At 43.6% G+C, this 16,135-nt stretch carries 15 protein-coding genes and 1 pseudogene; 4 read left to right on the top strand and 12 right to left on the bottom strand.

The genetic code is table 11. The annotated features are described in order from the left end of the window. Positions 1 to 162: 162 nt before the first annotated feature. From V7L29_RS20135 to V7L29_RS20085, 11 genes are all read right to left on the bottom strand, one after another. Entirely contained in the window at positions 163 to 1,110 is a 948-nt protein-coding gene (locus V7L29_RS20135; RefSeq protein ID WP_334691205.1) for a F0F1 ATP synthase subunit gamma, read from the bottom strand. Positions 1,111 to 1,206: 96 nt separating this feature from the next. Then, positions 1,207 to 2,727, bottom strand: coding sequence for a F0F1 ATP synthase subunit alpha (atpA, locus tag V7L29_RS20130; RefSeq protein ID WP_334691204.1), 1,521 nt, complete (start codon positions 2,725 to 2,727; stop codon positions 1,207 to 1,209). A 141-nt stretch (positions 2,728 to 2,868) separates the two neighbouring features. Further along, positions 2,869 to 3,423, bottom strand: coding sequence for an ATP synthase F1 subunit delta (gene atpH / locus V7L29_RS20125; RefSeq protein WP_334691203.1), 555 nt, complete (start codon positions 3,421 to 3,423; stop codon positions 2,869 to 2,871). Further along, positions 3,420 to 3,992, bottom strand: coding sequence for a F0F1 ATP synthase subunit B (locus tag V7L29_RS20120; RefSeq protein ID WP_334736606.1), 573 nt, complete (start codon positions 3,990 to 3,992; stop codon positions 3,420 to 3,422). The genes atpH and V7L29_RS20120 overlap by 4 nt, the downstream gene beginning before the upstream one ends. A 160-nt stretch (positions 3,993 to 4,152) precedes the next feature. Further along, the gene (locus V7L29_RS20115; protein ID WP_334691201.1) at positions 4,153 to 4,584 is read right to left on the bottom strand and encodes a F0F1 ATP synthase subunit B'; all 432 of its coding nucleotides are present in this window, start codon (positions 4,582 to 4,584) and stop codon (positions 4,153 to 4,155) included. A gap of 180 nt (positions 4,585 to 4,764) precedes the next feature. Further along, positions 4,765 to 5,013 carry an ATP synthase F0 subunit C gene (gene atpE / locus V7L29_RS20110; RefSeq protein WP_073640718.1) on the bottom strand — a complete coding sequence of 83 codons (249 nt, stop codon included), beginning with the start codon at positions 5,011 to 5,013 and terminating at the stop codon, positions 4,765 to 4,767. Positions 5,014 to 5,161: 148 nt separating this feature from the next. Further along, the gene (gene atpB, locus V7L29_RS20105; protein ID WP_012411161.1) at positions 5,162 to 5,923 is read right to left on the bottom strand and encodes a F0F1 ATP synthase subunit A; all 762 of its coding nucleotides are present in this window, start codon (positions 5,921 to 5,923) and stop codon (positions 5,162 to 5,164) included. A 60-nt stretch (positions 5,924 to 5,983) separates the two neighbouring features. Then, a complete protein-coding gene (locus V7L29_RS20100) occupies positions 5,984 to 6,424 on the bottom strand; it encodes an ATP synthase subunit I (RefSeq protein ID WP_334691228.1) in 441 nt (146 codons plus the stop codon). 550 nt (positions 6,425 to 6,974) lie between these two features. Then, positions 6,975 to 8,156 (bottom strand): class I SAM-dependent methyltransferase, encoded by a 1,182-nt coding sequence (locus tag V7L29_RS20095; protein WP_334736605.1) that lies wholly within the window; start codon positions 8,154 to 8,156, stop codon positions 6,975 to 6,977. 82 nt (positions 8,157 to 8,238) lie between these two features. Beyond that, positions 8,239 to 8,481 (bottom strand): XisI protein, encoded by a 243-nt coding sequence (locus V7L29_RS20090; protein WP_334736604.1) that lies wholly within the window; start codon positions 8,479 to 8,481, stop codon positions 8,239 to 8,241. 62 nt (positions 8,482 to 8,543) lie between these two features. Then, entirely contained in the window at positions 8,544 to 8,780 is a 237-nt protein-coding gene (locus tag V7L29_RS20085; RefSeq protein ID WP_334736603.1) for an element excision factor XisH family protein, read from the bottom strand. Positions 8,781 to 9,427: 647 nt separating this feature from the next. On the opposite strand from V7L29_RS20085, the gene V7L29_RS20080 reads away from it, so the two are divergent. After that, complete coding sequence (locus V7L29_RS20080; protein ID WP_334736602.1) at positions 9,428 to 10,192, top strand: 2-phosphosulfolactate phosphatase; 765 nt, start codon at positions 9,428 to 9,430, stop codon at positions 10,190 to 10,192. A 60-nt stretch (positions 10,193 to 10,252) separates the two neighbouring features. Here the strand turns inward: V7L29_RS20080 and V7L29_RS20075 are convergent, their stop codons facing one another. Further along, entirely contained in the window at positions 10,253 to 10,783 is a 531-nt protein-coding gene (locus V7L29_RS20075) for a hypothetical protein (RefSeq protein ID WP_334691197.1), read from the bottom strand. A gap of 538 nt (positions 10,784 to 11,321) precedes the next feature. Between V7L29_RS20075 and V7L29_RS20070 the strand changes: the two are divergent. The 3 genes and pseudogenes from V7L29_RS20070 to apcB all read left to right on the top strand — a co-directional run. Then, positions 11,322 to 14,630 (top strand): annotated as a pseudogene (locus tag V7L29_RS20070) (phycobilisome rod-core linker polypeptide); the annotation flags it as partial. A 366-nt stretch (positions 14,631 to 14,996) separates the two neighbouring features. Beyond that, positions 14,997 to 15,482 (top strand): allophycocyanin subunit alpha, encoded by a 486-nt coding sequence (gene apcA / locus V7L29_RS20065; protein ID WP_334691196.1) that lies wholly within the window; start codon positions 14,997 to 14,999, stop codon positions 15,480 to 15,482. A 65-nt stretch (positions 15,483 to 15,547) separates the two neighbouring features. Beyond that, positions 15,548 to 16,036 carry an allophycocyanin subunit beta gene (apcB, locus tag V7L29_RS20060; protein WP_334691195.1) on the top strand — a complete coding sequence of 163 codons (489 nt, stop codon included), beginning with the start codon at positions 15,548 to 15,550 and terminating at the stop codon, positions 16,034 to 16,036. The last annotated feature ends 99 nt before the right edge of the window (positions 16,037 to 16,135 follow it).

The raw sequence follows: 16,135 nt of genomic DNA, 5'->3' as shown, positions 1-16,135 counted from the left end.
CATACTTCAATTATAATACGCAGTTATGGAAATGTGTTGTTGACAAAAAATTTTTGGTTCATGCCAGTATTGCTGAGAAACACAGGGTATCTTATAGCCAATTGCTAATTTCAAAACGAACTAGCAATTAGCTATTTATCACAACTAACAATTAGCTATACCCTAAGTTAATGCTTCAGCACCGCCCACAACTTCAAGGAGTTCTTGGGTAATTGCGGCTTGTCGGGCTTTGTTGTAAGACAGCGTGAGAGTATTAATCAGTTCACCGGCGTTCTCACTGGCATTACTCATAGCTGTCATCCGCGCTGCTAGTTCACTAGCCGCCGATTCTTGCAGCGCCCGTAATAACTGGTTACTCAGATACAGGGGCAACAAAGAATCGAGAATCTGCACTGGATCTTGCTCGAAAATCATGTCAGGAGCCAACGAGCGGACTTGGCTAGTCACTTTCTCCCGTTCGACTTGAAATTGACCACCACGGGTTGTCAAGCGGAAGATTTCGTCATCGCCTGCTTCTAAACCTTGTGGATCGAGGGGCAGTAAAGTTTGCACCACAGGACGGGAGCTAACCAAGGAGACGAATCTGGTATAAATTAATTCGATGCGGTCTACTTCTTCCGAAAGGAACAAGGAAAGTAGTTGGTCGGCAATCTGATTGGCTTCCGCTGCGGTGGGGATTTGCTCTAAGCCGCTGTAAGTAGCATCAATGGGCTGATTGCGGCGTTGAAAGTACTGTGTAGCTTTGCGCCCGACGATCACAAATTGATAGTCTAGACCTTCTGCCTTGATTTCCTTGGCGCGGTTTTCTGCACGACGAATAACGTTACTATTGTAGCCGCCACACAAACCGCGATCGCCTGAGATTACTAAAAGCCCTACTGACTTAACTTGGCGTTTTTTCAGTAGTGGTAGGTTTGCTTCTTCAAAGCGCAGACGGCTTTGCAAACCATATAATACTTGTGCCAAGCGATCAGCAAAGGGGCGAGTCGCTAGCACTTGTTCTTGCGCTCGACGCACTCTAGCTGCTGCAACTAGACGCATGGCTTCTGTGATTTTTTTGGTGTTTTTGACCGACTGAATGCGATCGCGTATTGCTTTTAAATTAGCCATATTCTTGAGTTAGGAGTTAGGAGTTAGGAGTTAGGAGTTAAGAGCTAGGAGTGTTTCATTAACTTTTAACTCTTAACTCTTCACTCCTAACTTTAATTACGCTGTTGCTTTGAAGGTCTTCTTGTATTCAGTAAGTGCTTCCTTCAAGGCCGCTTCTTCATCGGCATCCAGTACTTTCTTGGTTTGTACTGCTTGGGCGTATTGGGGTTTACCACTTTTTAAGTATTCCCGCAGACCTTGAGTAAAGCTGGTGACTTTATCTACAGCCACATCGTCTAAGTAGCCGTTGATCCCAGCGTAGAGAATTGCCACTTGCTCATATACCGAAAGAGGTGCGTTTTGTGGCTGCTTGAGGAGTTCACGCAACCGTTGACCTCGTGCCAACTGGTCTTGAGTGGCTTTATCCAAGTCGGAAGCAAATTGAGCAAAGGCTTGCAGGTCGTCAAATTGCGCCAATTCCAATTTAATCTTACCGGCAACTTTTTTCATTGCTTTGGTTTGAGCCGCAGAACCGACGCGGGATACAGAAATACCGGGGTTTACAGCGGGACGGATACCAGCGTTAAACAGGTCAGAAGACAGGAATATCTGACCATCAGTAATGGAAATTACGTTTGTGGGGATGTACGCCGAAACGTCACCAGCTTGGGTTTCGATAATTGGCAGGGCGGTCATACTGCCTTTACCTAATTCGTCACTCAGCTTTGCTGCCCGTTCTAACAAGCGGGAGTGGATGTAGAATACATCTCCAGGGTAAGCTTCGCGTCCGGGTGGACGACGTAGCAATAGGGACATTTGCCGATAAGCTTGGGCTTGCTTGGAGAGGTCATCATAAATTACTAAGGTAGCTTTGCCTTTGTACATAAAGTACTCAGCAATTGTTGCGCCTGTATAGGGAGCTAGGAATTGCAAGGTTGCTGGGTCACTGGCGTTAGCGGCGACGACGACGGTGTAATCCATCGCGCCTTTTTCTTGCAATGTCTGCACCACGTTCGCTACGGTGGAAGCTTTTTGACCGATCGCAACGTAGACACAAACGACATCTTCTTCTTTTTGGTTGATGATTGTGTCAATGGCGATCGCAGTTTTGCCAGTTTGACGGTCACCAATAATCAATTCCCGTTGACCACGACCGATGGGAATCATGGAGTCAATAGCTGTGATACCCGTTTGCAGGGGTTCGTGTACAGACCGACGAGCAATGATACCGGGTGCTGGAGATTCAATCAAACGGCTTTCTGGGGACTTGATGTCTCCCTTGCCATCGATGGGGCGACCCAAGGCGTCTACAACTCGTCCAATTAAGACTTCTCCTACGGGCACTTGGGCAATTCTACCAGTAGCAGTTACAGAACTACCTTCTTGAATTTCTATTCCTTCACCCATGAGCACCGCGCCCACGTTGTCTTCTTCTAAGTTCTGGGCGATGCCAACTGTACCGTCTTCAAATTCTAAGAGTTCCCCAGCCATAGCCTTTTCCAGACCATATATCCGGGCAATACCGTCACCTACTTGTAAGACGGTACCAACGTTAGCAACTTTGACTTCTTGGTCGTATTGCTCGATTTGTTGTTGGATTATGCTGCTAATTTCGTCAGGTCTAATTGATATGCTCATGTGTCTATCTTTTTTGCTTTCGAGACGGAAAAATTAATTCAGTTAGGAGTGATGAGTTAAAAATGCAAAAATTACAAGTTAAAAGTCAAAATAATTACCTTTTACTTAACTCCTAACTCCTAATTCCTAACTCCTAACTTCTTAGCTATTAGTTAAGCGCAATGAAAGGCGACGCAACTGACCCCGTAAACTGGCATCAATTACCTGTGAACCTACTTTAATGATCACACCACCAATTAACTCACTGTCTACCCTGGTTTCTAGTTCTACCTGGCGAGCATTCGTGATGGCAATGACCTTTTGGATAATTGCTTGCTGTTGAGCTTCTGTGAGGGGAATGGCTGAAATTACTTCCGCTAATACGGTTTGATTCAGCTGCCGCAACAGCGCCAGATACTGTTGAAAAATTGATTCCAAGAACGCAATGCGCCGTTTATCTACCAGTACCAGCAAGAAATTGCGTAAGTAGGGATTAGCGCCTTCACCAAGTATTTGTTTGATCAGAGCTTTTTTGTTCTCAGACTGAATAAACGGGTTGCCAAAGAAGTTTTGGAGCTGTTTGTCTGCTTTTAGCAGGCTCAGGAGAGTACGCGCATCTTCCCCGAACTCTTCTGTCAAATTTTTCGATTGTGCTATTGATAAAAGTGCCTGTGCATAGGGCTGGGCTACTTCGGCTGTCGCTACCTGACTTGTCATACATTGCCTCCGAGTTGTGCGATGCTGCGGTCAATTAAACTTTGTTGAGCATCGTCGGCAATCCCGCCTTTGAGTTGCGATTCGACTTTTTGCAATGCTAGAGTCGCTACCCGCTGCCGCAGTTGAGCGATCGCTCGGTCTGTTTCGGTGTTTAAATCCGCTGCTGCTGTTTGTTTCAAGCGTTCTACGTCTTGCACTGCTTTCGCTAACAGGGTTTCTTTAGCCTTGATGGCGTTTTCTTCGGCAGATTTGCGGATGCGTTGTGCCTCTGCCTGAGCTTGGGTCAACTGCTCTTGCGCTTGGGATAGCGCCTTCTGTGCCTCTTTTAAGCGCCCTTCTGCTTCCTGAATTGCGGTGGCAATATTGGATTGTCGCTCGTTCAGGATATTGCTTAAAACTTTACGTCCGAAGTAGAATAATATGCCAACCAGAATCGCTAGATTAATCAGATTGGTTTCAAAAATGTCTAAGTTTAGACCGAAACCACCTTCTGCTGCGCCTTCTGCCAATTCAGAGTGAACAGCGTTCGCTTCTGCGGCAAGTAATAAGAATGTCCCCATGATACTCATCTACAAGTGCGCTGCTCGCCTGCTAATACGTTGTATTTTCCCTTAGGGAAATAAAGTATCTTTCCCTGAAGGGAAAAAAGTGCCTTTTGACACTTAATTAAGCGCTCTGGGACTAACGCCCTGTTGCGCGTATGCTTTCACAGAACCAGGAAAAGTTAGTTTATCTAACTGGAGTTGGTCCCAATAGTTTTTCTAGAATCTGCCTGCTTAGAGCATCAACTTGTTGCTCTAAGGTACGCATAGCTTCCTGCTTTTGTTGCTCTATTTCAACAGAAGCTTGTTCTCGTTGAGACTGAGCTTCTTGTTGCGCCTCCGCGATTTTTTGGGCAGTAATTTTCTTAGCTTCAACCTGAGCTGCTTCTACAGTAGCTTGCGATTGTCTGCGAGCTTCTGCGAGCTGCTGCTCATATTCAGTGGCTAAACGTTCAGCTTTCGCCAAGCGTTCCCGCGCGTCAAGGGTATTAGTTCGGATATAATTATCGCGATCGTCTAGTACCTTAGTCAGTGGCTTATAGAAAATTGCATTCAACAAAGCTGCCAATAGCAGGAATTGCAATGCCATGAAGGGCAAGGTAGCATCGAAATCAAACATTTCTCTCCTCTTTGGCTGGAGTAGCAGTTTTCATGGCTAGCAACATCATCCAACCTTTCATATTTTAGAGACCCATAGCCAACAAGGGTCAACTACATCACAAAGACATTAATGCCCAAAATATTTTGATGGTAGAGGCGTGATCGTTCACGTCTCCACACTCACCAAAACTTTTAGGTCTTATCCCGCGAAGGGGTTAGCAAATAGCAGCACCAAGGCAATAACTAGACCATAAATAGTCAGGGATTCCATGAAAGCCAAGGTTAATAGCAGAGTACCGCGAATTTTTCCTTCTGCTTCTGGTTGACGGGCAATACCTTCTACTGCTTGTCCAGCAGCATTTCCTTGACCAATACCAGGCCCAATTGCAGCTAAACCAATTGCTAGAGCAGCAGCCAGAACTGAAGCAGCAGAAACTAATGGATCCATTTTGATTTTCCTTGGTTTGATTACAGAATTAAACAAATGTACGTTAACTAGAAACGTGCTTTTCACGCTGCACCGAGTTCTTACTAATCGCTGTTGCGACGTTTTGAGCGCATACCGCTCGTTGGAACTGTGCTATCAACTGAGAAGCTTAATGCTCCTCATGCTCTTCTCCACCATGTCCCTCCATTGCCTCATGAATGTATGCTCCGGCTAGGGTAGCAAAAACCAGGGCTTGAATGGCACTGGTGAACAAACCCAACGCCATTACGGGTAGAGGTACAAATAGAGGAACTAGCAGCACCAGCACCGCTACTACCAATTCATCCGCCAATATATTGCCAAATAGACGGAAGCTTAGGGAGAGAGGCTTGGTGAAATCTTCGAGAATTGCGATCGGCAATAGAACAGGTGTTGGCTCTATATATTTCTTAAAGTAGCCCAAACCCCGTTTGCTAAAACCTGCGTAAAAGTACGCTAAAGAGGTCAGCAGTGCCAATGCAACAGTCGTATTGATGTCATTGGTAGGAGCCGCCAATTCACCCGAAGGTAGCTTGATGAGCTTCCAGGGAATTAAAGCACCCGACCAGTTCGATACGAAAATAAACAAGAACAATGTGCCAATAAATGGCACCCAAGGGCGGTACTCTTTCTCACCAAGTTGGTTTTTTGCCAAATCTCGGATAAATTCTAGAGCATATTCCATCAAATTTTGGATGCCCTTGGGAATTCTTTGTGCGTTGCGAGTAGCAGCTATTGAAGCCACTACTAAAATGCTAATCACAAACCATGAGGTAAGAAAAACTTGCCCATGAATTTTAAGATTGCCCAACTGCCAGTAGAAATGATGACCTACTTCTAATTCGGCGAGGGGAAAAGAATTAAAGGCGTTTAAGACACTAAGCATTTGCATTCTTCAAGCATTTTCCCCAACGAGCGAGGATGGGATTACTATCTTTGTGAGCCTGACTTTTTAAGAATCAGGAATGAACGCAATTTGCACCATATAGACGAGGAGCGTGGCTTTGTAAGTTAGAAATCCCAGAAAAATTGGGAGAATCTGTAGCTCACGCCATTGACTTGCCACGATTATGACTCCCATAAATAAAGCAAAACGAGTTTTGCTCAAACTGGTTTTTTCACTACCGAGCTGCTCAACGTCTCTAGCCAGCATTTTTAAGTAAACCACACCTGTACACGCCCCAATTAAATAATTAAGAGCAATGTTCAAGGAATAAAAAATCCACACAGAGATAAAAATAACCCCCGTCAAGACAAGCGTGATTACTAACAACCGCTGGAAGAGTTCATAGAACTCTTGCATGGAGTTATCTGATTCTGTATCTTCAGAAACAGTTTTAGCATCTTGTTGCGTTGTCGGAGTGGGCGCAATTGATTCGTCTGACAAGCTCACGAGACTTGAAACCAGTACAGCTAAAGATGATGACTGCACATTCAGTCAGCTGAATCATATCACGATCCGGTAACAATACTTTAGAAAAAAACAATTAACTTCTTGTCAACGTTAGACACTCAGTAAAATTGCGCCCCCAGAAGCGAAAGAGCGGCTGATGATGTGAGTGAGTCAGGGGGTGAATAATCAATAATCGCTGCTTGGGAATTTCAAATTTCTTTTAATTCCAGCTTTTGTGAGTGGATAATTGTCCTCTTAAGTCGTTACATAGCATCTTGGTGTTTGAATTAAGTCGGTGTCAATAAAATCAACTGGTGCTTGAGGAGTGTATGGGCCTACCGCAAATCAGAAATCGTAGAGTAGCGGCTTGTCATTAAACATCGCACCACTGCTGAATTCCAAAAAACTCCAACTTTTGGGATGTACAATACCCCGTTTCTTGGACACTTTCCTAATTTACATTAATTTGCCAAAAGTGGTGATCGGCGATCGCTGTTCACCACGAGTATAAAACCATGAATGTGAAGTTCAGTATGAGAATACAATACAATTAAGCAGGTGTCAATAAAATCAGCTGCTGCTGAAGAAGTTTTCTTACCTCATCTAATCCCAGTTGCACACCTGTTAAAATCTCTGCAACTGTTGAATTAGCATCACATCTTTGCATAAACTCAAACTCTGCAACTGATAAATTAACTATCTGGTAATCGTAATTAAAGAAACATTGACTGGGAAATCCTTCAATACAAGGATTAAGTTTGGGAGTCGCTGCCAATAGGGCGTTATCGTCTGACCAGTCGGCTTTGATTAAGGGAGGACGACCGAGGAAAAACTCGTAATGAGTTACTTCTGGGTCTAGTAATTCTATCAGGCGGTAAAGCTGGCGATCGCTCAACTCTTTTGCCCGTTCTACTAACTCTGGTGCTTTGCCCAAAAGTCTCTCTAAATCCCAAAAACTCGGATTCGAGAAACCAATAAATTCCAATCCCGAAGCATCTATTAATTCAAACAGCGTCTCAATGTTGTAGTCAATTTCCTGGGGGTGAACGTACATATCGGCAAAGTATTCATCCTTGTTGTTTTCTAGTGACCAACGCTGCTTATCGTATTTGACAATTCGGTTATTTTCTGGTAGCGAAGCGAATACTTTTCGTCCGACTTGGACACCATCGCGGTAGTCGCCTCTTTTGTCACCTTGAAGAAGTGCGATCGCTTTTTGCATGAGTTGAATTTCCCAACGTCCCAACTCTCCATAGACAAAAATGTGCATCAAGCCGCCTGGAGCTAACTTTTTCGCCAAAGCTTGAATACCGCGAATTGGATCGGAGGTATGATGCAAAACACCAACACAGTTAATTAAATCAAACTCACCCGGCAACTGTTCGACATTAAACAAACTAAGGTGATGAAATTCAACGCGGGTAGCCCCAGAACGCTGACAACGCTCTTTTGCTACAGCCAAAGCACTAGTACTGAGGTCAATTCCGACAACAGAAGCCTGGGGATTGAGGTGAACCAGGTACTCTGTACTCACACCAGTACCGCAACCTGCATCTAAAATCCGAATATCTTGCCTTTGAGGTTTTTGACCCGTGCAGAAGTTATGAGCAGCTAGCCAATTCCAACGCCAGTTGTAGCCTGGAGGTGGTTCATCCAACAGGGCTTCCGGCGGAAAGGGGTAAGTATTGTAGAGTTTGGCAACAGCAGCACTAACAGTTTGAGAATCGGACATGATGAGGAATAACGCAGCATTTCTGAGTTTAGCTGATAGTGGCTGATGAGAGCAAAGATTACTATTGCTTATTTACTGCTACTTATCCAACAGCAAAGTCAGTAAATTCGCGTTTATAAGGAGCTAGAAATCCTAATACAATATTTTTTTTCGGTACTCCAGCAGCAATTAATTCATTAGCGATACCAATTTCTGTACCATCTCTTTGTATCCAAATCTTTTTGTCTTTTATCTCAACATGAATGATAACTCCATAAATTCTCCGTTGTTCTTTCCAGCCAATATTTAAGACTTGATAATGATGACGTTCTGCGTCAAATAACAATTAAACTTCTGTGCCATTAGCACAATGGTTGTTTAAAATATCTTGAATAATTTGAGAATAATTTATTCCTTCCATAAAACAATGTCCTGACTTAAGGAATTAAATGTTAAAAGTTTAAGTTGATATTCTTTTAAAGAATCTTGAATAAATTGACGTGAAAAAAAGTTTTGGTATGTGTCTTGGCTAATAGCTAGATATCGAATACGTTCTGGTTCTTCTTTTTTTAATGCTAGCCGATAATTCAAGGTTTGACCTAAAGCGAGATGAAATTCCGTTACTTCAGATGCACCTACAAACAATTTAATTTCTCCAGCTATTTTTTGACCTTGTTTTTGTGCTGCTAATAGTCTTTCTGCTTGCTCCTAAATCCACAAAAAATTCAATGTCATCAACTTTCAGATGCAGTGGATCATGGGTAATCATTCAACCATCTTTTTCTAAAGCAGTGCGGACGGATTGATGGAATATATTTCAAAAACTTTTAAATCCCGTTAACTAATTCAGCATAAACATTACAAGCTTTAGTATCAAATTCAAGTTACTTGATATTTTTGAAATATTTTATTTCATCCCATAATCTCTTGTATCCCCATATTAATTTGTCGTATTTAGAAGCTTGATTGTTATATTTATTTATAATATTCAGCCATCCTTTAACTTTCTGCTCGAATGTAATCACTGTTATGGCTAAATTTTCAGTATTCTGCTGACTTATCCGTTGCGTGACTAGTGGATGACTATTTTGAAATAACAAAAGATGGTCTGTATCTAATATCCACATAATATTAGCTATTATATTGATTAAAACTGCTGACCTACTTACTGCTAACTTTTAGTTTGTACGTGTTAGCGTAGCGTTTCGTTGAGAAGCTGAAGTTCTCAAATTAGCACATTTTATGTTGACTAAAAACCTTTAATAATTTACACTGCCTTACTTATCTATGGTTTGATTTTTCTAATATTGTCTTTTGCGATCGCTCTTATGATTTACAACCAATCAGAGTTTGATTTGCGCTGTGAATGGGGGCCACAAGGAGTTGCTCAACTCGCTCCCATCAGTGATGTAATTGTGATAGTTGATGTTCTCTCTTTTTCTACCTGTGTAGAAATTGCCACTAACAACGGCGCAAGAATTTTTCCCTACGCAATGAGAGATAAATCTGTTATAGATTATGCCAAATCAGTACAAGCAGAGTTAGCAAGTCATAGACAACTTTGGACTATAACTGGATATTCCCTCTCGCCAAAATCAGTGACTCAGATTCCTGCTGGAACTAGACTAGTTTTACCCTCACCTAATGGTTCTTTTCTGACTTTACATACAGGGAATACACCAACTTTGGCTGGTTGCTTGCGAAATTGCCAAGCTGTAGCGCAGTTTGCTCAAAAGTATGGTGATAAAATCGCTGTGATTCCTGCTGGTGAGAGGTGGAAAGATGATGGTAGCCTAAGACCTGCATTTGAAGATTTAATTGGTGCTGGGGCAATTCTCAGTTATTTACATGGCAGTTTATCACCAGAAGCTGAAGTGGCTGTGGCAACATTTCAAGCTTTCCAGCAGGATTTACTGGGGTACTTGAAAAAATGCAGTTCGGGTAAAGAGTTGATTGAAAAAGGTTTTGAGTCAGATGTTGAACTGTCCGCCGCCTACAACATTAGTGGTTGCGTGCCTTTGTTTACTGATAATGCTTATGTAAATTCCAGTTTATAGAATTAATTAACAAAAAAATAACTCCCCGATTAATTGATTCTAAATTCTGAATTCTAATTTTTAAAGGTCACACTGATTAGTTTGGCAATATTTTGCATTGTCGATAAATTCTTGCAAATTGCTTAAAGGAATTACCTGAAATGATGACCCACCCTGCACCTCAGCAGTGATATAAGCAAACTTTTGGCCGCGATAAAACTGATCACGTCCAATTTTGGTGACATACCGAGACTTCTGGAAGTCATTGGCAATGTTGAATTTATAAATATTTTGTAACAATTTCACTGCTTCGGCATTTTTTGTAGTGAATTTAATGCTTGAGTCTCCACTTACAGTTATTCCTTCTTTAGTGACTGTCCCATTTTGAGAAGTGACATCAGCATAAAAGTATAACTTTTCCTTTGTACCCTCGTAGCCGTGGGCTTCGCTGTTGTATCTTAGAGTTGGTAGTTGAGGTCTGGTCTTTGCCCACTTCACAACGGTGTTGATGTTTTGTTCTGGAAGCGCATTTGCAGGAGTGACAGCCAAAATAACTGCGATCGCCGACAAGGTAGCATTGAATAAATAGTTGAATTTAGAACTTTTGAGCATAGTATTTTTTTGTTAAAGAATGCTAATAGCTAAACTAAAACCACCACAATTTGACAATTATTTCCAGAATGGCATTATTTTTTAAGATTAAGTTCTTAGTAGCAAAAATAACTTAATATTCAATAATGACTACTGTCCACTGACGTTGCTAAAGGCAATTTGGTTTCAACTGAAGATTTTACACAAATTGCAATAATCGTAGGGTGGACACTGCCACAAACATCAAAATCGAGGTTTTCGGCATCGGTAGACCGTGCCTACCCTACTACTGAGTTATAAAACTTAGATTTTATCTCAGTAAATAAGAGGATCTATTTTTGAGATTGGATTGATAAAAGCTACAGGTTCTACACACTTCTTAATAAACCCGCCTTGAGAACGCAAAACGTTTTAATCTAAAAGCTAACTGGGTTAATTTACTGGCAGTTTTGCAGGCAGTACTCTCAAGCTCATAAAGCACAGACACAGCGATGTGTCAAGCCTCAAAGCGACCCAGACTTAACACATAAACGATTATGATGGGAGTTTTACAAATCCGATGAGTGTTAAGGCGAGTGGTGGAAGCTCAGTTGCGCGTCCGCAACTATATCAAACCCTAGCTGTAGCGACAATTACCCAAGCCGAGCAGCAAGACCGCTTTTTGGGAAGTGGTGAACTAAATGAACTGGCAAGCTATTTTGCATCTGGTGCAAAGCGTCTAGAAATTTCCCAGAGGCTCACGGAAAATGCCGAGATTATCGTATCTCGAGCTGCCAACCGGATTTTTGTCGGTGGTTCGCCAATGGCTTTTTTAGAAAAGCCCAGAGAAGTAGAAATAGTACCTGTTAGTGCTGGTGCTAATGTTCAACAAGGGATGCAACTGGGAACTGTAACCTACGTTGAAAGTCGTGGTGGGTTCCTAGAAAATTTACGCTCAATATTTAACTCATCCCCCAGTGGTCCGACACCTCCAGGGTTCAGACCAATTAACATTGCCCGTTATGGTCCGAGCAACATGGCCAAAAGCTTGCGGGATTTATCCTGGTTCTTGCGCTACGCTACTTATGCGATCGTTGCTGGCGACCCCAACATCATAGCGGTGAATACACGGGGTCTGCGGGAAATAATTGAAAATGCCTGCTCTGGTGAAGCAACGCTAGTAGCTTTGCAGGAAATCAAAGCCGGGTCACTCTCCTTTTTCCGTAATGATGCTGAGGCTACAGATATTGTGTCTCAGTACATGGATGTTTTGCTAACAGAATTCAAAGCAGCCACACCTTCAAATAAACTGCGCCAACGTCCCTCTAGTGACCAGCAAGGGTTGGAACTGCCGCAAATATACTTTAATGCGGCAGAACGACGTCCCAAGTTTGTGATGAAGACTGGGTTATCAGCTAGCGAAAAAAATGAGGTAGTTAAAGCGGCCTATCGGCAAATCTTTGAGCGCGACATTAGCCGTGCTTATAGCTTGTCGATATCTGACCTAGAATCCAAGGTAAAAAATGGCGACATTTCCATGAAGGAGTTTGTCCGTCGTTTAGCTAAATCTCCCCTTTACCAAAAACAGTTTTACCAGCCTTTTATTAACAGCCGAGTCATCGAACTAGCTTTCCGTCACATTCTGGGACGGGGCCCAAGTAGTCGCGAAGAAGTACAAAAATACTTCTCGATTATTTCTAACGGTGGTCTACCAGCCTTGGTAGATGCCTTAGTCGATTCTGCTGAATACGGCGACTATTTTGGCGAAGAAACAGTACCCTACCTGCGGGGTCTGGGTCAAGAAGCACAAGAATGTCGCAACTGGGGACCGCAGCAAGACCTGTTGAACTACAGTGCGCCTTTCCGCAAGATACCTCAGTTCATCACCACATTCGCTGCTTACGAACAACCGCTACCAGATCAACATCCTTACGGTTCTGGTAATGACCCCTTGGAAATTCAGTTTGGGGCGATTTTCCCGAAAGAAACTCGCAACCCCAGTACCAGTCCAGCTCCTTTTGGCAAGGATACCAAGCGCATCCTGATTCACCAAGGGGCAGGGATTAATAATCAAAATAGCAATCCTTTGGCACGAGGTGAAGCTCCTGGTACTCTTGGACGCAAGGTGTTCAAGTTGGATCAACTGCCTGGGACTGTTGGCAGAAAGGCAGCCAAAAATTCTAGCGTTAGATTCTCTGAAAGCTCAACCCAAGCAGTGATTAGAGCTGCTTACCTGCAAGTTTTCGGTCGCGATGTTTACGAAGGTCAGCGTCCGAAGGTATTGGAAATCAAGCTGGAAAACGGCGACATCTCCGTGCGGGAGTTTATCCGTGCTTTGGCTAAGTCGGATGTATTCCGCAATCTGTACTGGTCATCGCTGTATGTTTGTAAAGCGATCGAGTATATTCATCGGCGCTTATTGGGTCGTCCGACCTATGGTCGTCAAGAAATCAACAAGTACTTTGACATCGCTGCCAAACAGGGCTTTTACGCGGTGGTTGATGCCATTATTAACAGCGTAGAATACAGCGAAGCATTTGGTGAAGATACAATTCCTTACGAACGGTATCTAACTCCTGGTGGTGTAGCAGGACGACAATTGCGCGTTGGTAGCATTCGTGATGATGTTGCTGCGAAACTCCAGAAGGAAGTAACACCGAGCTTTGTGACACTGGGTATAGTAACAGAAAAACGGTCAGAACCAGATATTCAGTTCCGTATTAACCAAGGTGTCAGCAAGCAACGGGAACAGACCAAAATCTTCAAGCTGGTGGCCAATACCAGTGACAAAGTTGCAGTAAAAACTTTGATAAGCGCTGCCTATCGTCAGATATTTGAGCGGGATATTGCACCCTACATCGCCAAAAACGAATTTACAAAATGGGAAAGCAAGCTAGGGAATGGCGAAATCAGCGTCAAGGAATTTATTGAAGGTTTGGGTTACTCTAACCTCTACTTGAAAGAGTTCTACACACCTTACCCCAACACTAAAGTGATTGAGTTGGGAACCAAACACTTCTTAGGACGTGCGCCACTAGACCAAGCAGAAATCCGCAAGTATAACCAGATTTTGGCTACTCAAGGTATTCGTGCCTTTATTGGTGCCCTGGTAGATAGTGTGGAATATAACCAGGTGTTTGGTGAGGATACGGTGCCTTACCGTCGCTTCCCGACCCTACCTGCGGCAAACTTTCCGAATACGGAGAAGCTGTACAACCAGCTTACCAAGCAAAACGATGACGTGGTTGTACCGAGCTTTAAGCCAGTGCAAGCCCGCGCTGGATCTAGCGATACACCGCTTTTGGCGCAAGCGCTCGCAGATATAGCAGCGCAAACAAATGGTATAAACCAGAGCAATCCCTCATTTGCCGAACTGGGTCGTTCCTACAATGATGGTAGCGGACAATCCGTAGAACTAGGTGTGCGTAAACATGCACGCATTTACCGTCTGACGGAGAGCACCAACCAAGCCGAAAGACAACAGGCAATCAACGCCATTTACCGTCAAGTGTTGGATGTATTTAGCAATGAAGTGCCTGACAATTTCCGCCGTACTGACCTAGACAGCAAACTTCAAAATGGTGAAATTTCCGTCCGGGAGTTTGTGCGTGAACTAGCCAGTTCCCAAATCTATCGCCAGCGCTTCTTGTCACCTTATCCTCATGCCAAGGTGGTTGAGTTCCTCTTCCGTCACCTGTTGGGGCGTACACCCGCAACTCAGGAAGAAATTCGCCAATATAACAAGCTGCTAGCCGATAGCGGTTTGTCAGCTGCCGTAGAAGCAATAGTCGAAAGCCCTGAATATAGACGCTACTTCGGCGAAGATGTTGTGCCTTACAATCGCTTCCCATCACTGATGGCAGGTAACTACCTCGGCAGTGTACAAGCGGTTGATTAGGGAATAGGGAATAGGGAATAGGATAAAGATTATTTCCTGTCCCCTATCCCCTTCGTAACCTTTCGTAATACTGCTCTCAGTTTGCAGCTAAAACAGTAAATTCTGAAAAGCAATATTACAAAGTATTAAGAGCAGTCATAAATGCTCAACAGAATGCCGGAAAATGTTTTGCGGAAGGTAACTGAGTTTAAAAGCTTGTGTACTTATGTTGACTCAAGCAAACTCGTAATTTATTAGCCGTAGCAGTTATTAAACTGTTGTGTCTAAAATGACGAGAAAACAAACTCAGTGAACCAAATTTAAAGTCGCACCAGTTTAATCAAATCCTGGTTTCATTCGTACTGGAGGAATCCATTAATGAGTATCGTCACGAAAGCCATCGTGAATGCTGACGCAGAAGCCCGCTATCTCAGCCCTGGCGAATTGGATCGGATCAAATCCTTTGTTGCAAGTGGTGAGCGCCGTGTGCGGATTGCTCAAATTTTGACAGAAAATCGCGAACGGGTGGTTAAGCAAGCTGGCGATCAACTGTTCCAAAAGCGTCCTGATGTCGTGTCTCCAGGTGGTAACGCCTACGGTCAAGAATTGACTGCTACTTGTCTGCGTGACCTAGATTACTACCTCCGCCTCGTTACCTACGGTATCGTTGCTGGTGATGTTACCCCCATCGAAGAAATTGGCGTTATCGGTGCCCGTGAACTGTACAAGTCCTTGGGAACTCCTATCGATGGTGTCGCTGAAGGTATCCGTGGGTTGAAGAATGTCTCTGCTAGCCTGCTGTCTGGTGAAGACGCTGCTGAAGCTGGTAACTACTTCGACTACCTAGTTGGCGCCCTACTGTAGGGTGAAGCTGTTTACCTACTTAAACAGAAGTATTGCAATACGGTTGGAAATAAGGAATTATCAACATGGCTCAAGACGCAATTACCGCTGTCATCAACTCCGCAGACGTTCAAGGTAAGTATCTAGACTCTTCTGCTTTAGAGAAGCTAAAAAGCTATTTCTCCACTGGCGAACTGCGGGTACGTGCTGCTAGCACCATCAGCGCCAACGCTGCTGCGATCGTCAAAGAAGCTGTAGCAAAATCTTTGCTATACTCTGACATCACCCGTCCCGGCGGTAACATGTATACTACCCGCCGTTATGCTGCTTGCATCCGTGACTTGGACTACTACCTCCGCTATGCCACCTACGCTATGTTGGCTGGCGATCCTTCGATCTTAGATGAGCGTGTACTAAATGGCTTGAAGGAAACCTACAACTCTTTAGGTGTTCCCGTTGGTGCTACCGTGCAAGCTATCCAAGCAATCAAGGAAGTAACCGCCAGTTTGGTAGGTTCTGACGCAGGTAAGGAAATGGGCGTTTACTTAGACTATATCTCCTCTGGATTAAGCTAAGAACTAGTTTGCACTTAAGAATTTAGGTGCGGCTTTATTAAGGTCTGGAAATCAATCGTGAGTGCTAGAACGTTATATTGCTTATCTTGGTAAATTATC

Origin of the sequence: Nostoc sp. (assembly GCF_036916575.1) — a bacterium.
Taxonomy (GTDB): Bacteria; Cyanobacteriota; Cyanobacteriia; order Cyanobacteriales; family Nostocaceae; genus Nostoc.
Note: the sequence above shows the minus strand (reverse complement) of the source record. Positions and strands in the feature narration are given on the sequence as shown.

Excerpts from the sequence above, each read along its gene's own strand:
- V7L29_RS20135 (WP_334691205.1), bottom strand. The coding sequence starts at position 1,110 with ATGGCTAATTTAAAAGCAATACGCGATCGCATTCAGTCGGTCAAAAAC.
- atpA (WP_334691204.1), bottom strand. The coding sequence starts at position 2,727 with ATGAGCATATCAATTAGACCTGACGAAATTAGCAGCATAATCCAACAA.
- atpH (WP_334691203.1), bottom strand. The coding sequence starts at position 3,423 with ATGACAAGTCAGGTAGCGACAGCCGAAGTAGCCCAGCCCTATGCACAG.
- V7L29_RS20120 (WP_334736606.1), bottom strand. The coding sequence starts at position 3,992 with ATGAGTATCATGGGGACATTCTTATTACTTGCCGCAGAAGCGAACGCT.
- V7L29_RS20115 (WP_334691201.1), bottom strand. The coding sequence starts at position 4,584 with ATGTTTGATTTCGATGCTACCTTGCCCTTCATGGCATTGCAATTCCTG.
- atpE (WP_073640718.1), bottom strand. The coding sequence starts at position 5,013 with ATGGATCCATTAGTTTCTGCTGCTTCAGTTCTGGCTGCTGCTCTAGCA.
- atpB (WP_012411161.1), bottom strand. The coding sequence starts at position 5,923 with ATGCAAATGCTTAGTGTCTTAAACGCCTTTAATTCTTTTCCCCTCGCC.
- V7L29_RS20095 (WP_334736605.1), bottom strand. The coding sequence starts at position 8,156 with ATGTCCGATTCTCAAACTGTTAGTGCTGCTGTTGCCAAACTCTACAAT.
- V7L29_RS20075 (WP_334691197.1), bottom strand. The coding sequence starts at position 10,783 with ATGCTCAAAAGTTCTAAATTCAACTATTTATTCAATGCTACCTTGTCG.
- apcA (WP_334691196.1), top strand. The coding sequence starts at position 14,997 with ATGAGTATCGTCACGAAAGCCATCGTGAATGCTGACGCAGAAGCCCGC.
- apcB (WP_334691195.1), top strand. The coding sequence starts at position 15,548 with ATGGCTCAAGACGCAATTACCGCTGTCATCAACTCCGCAGACGTTCAA.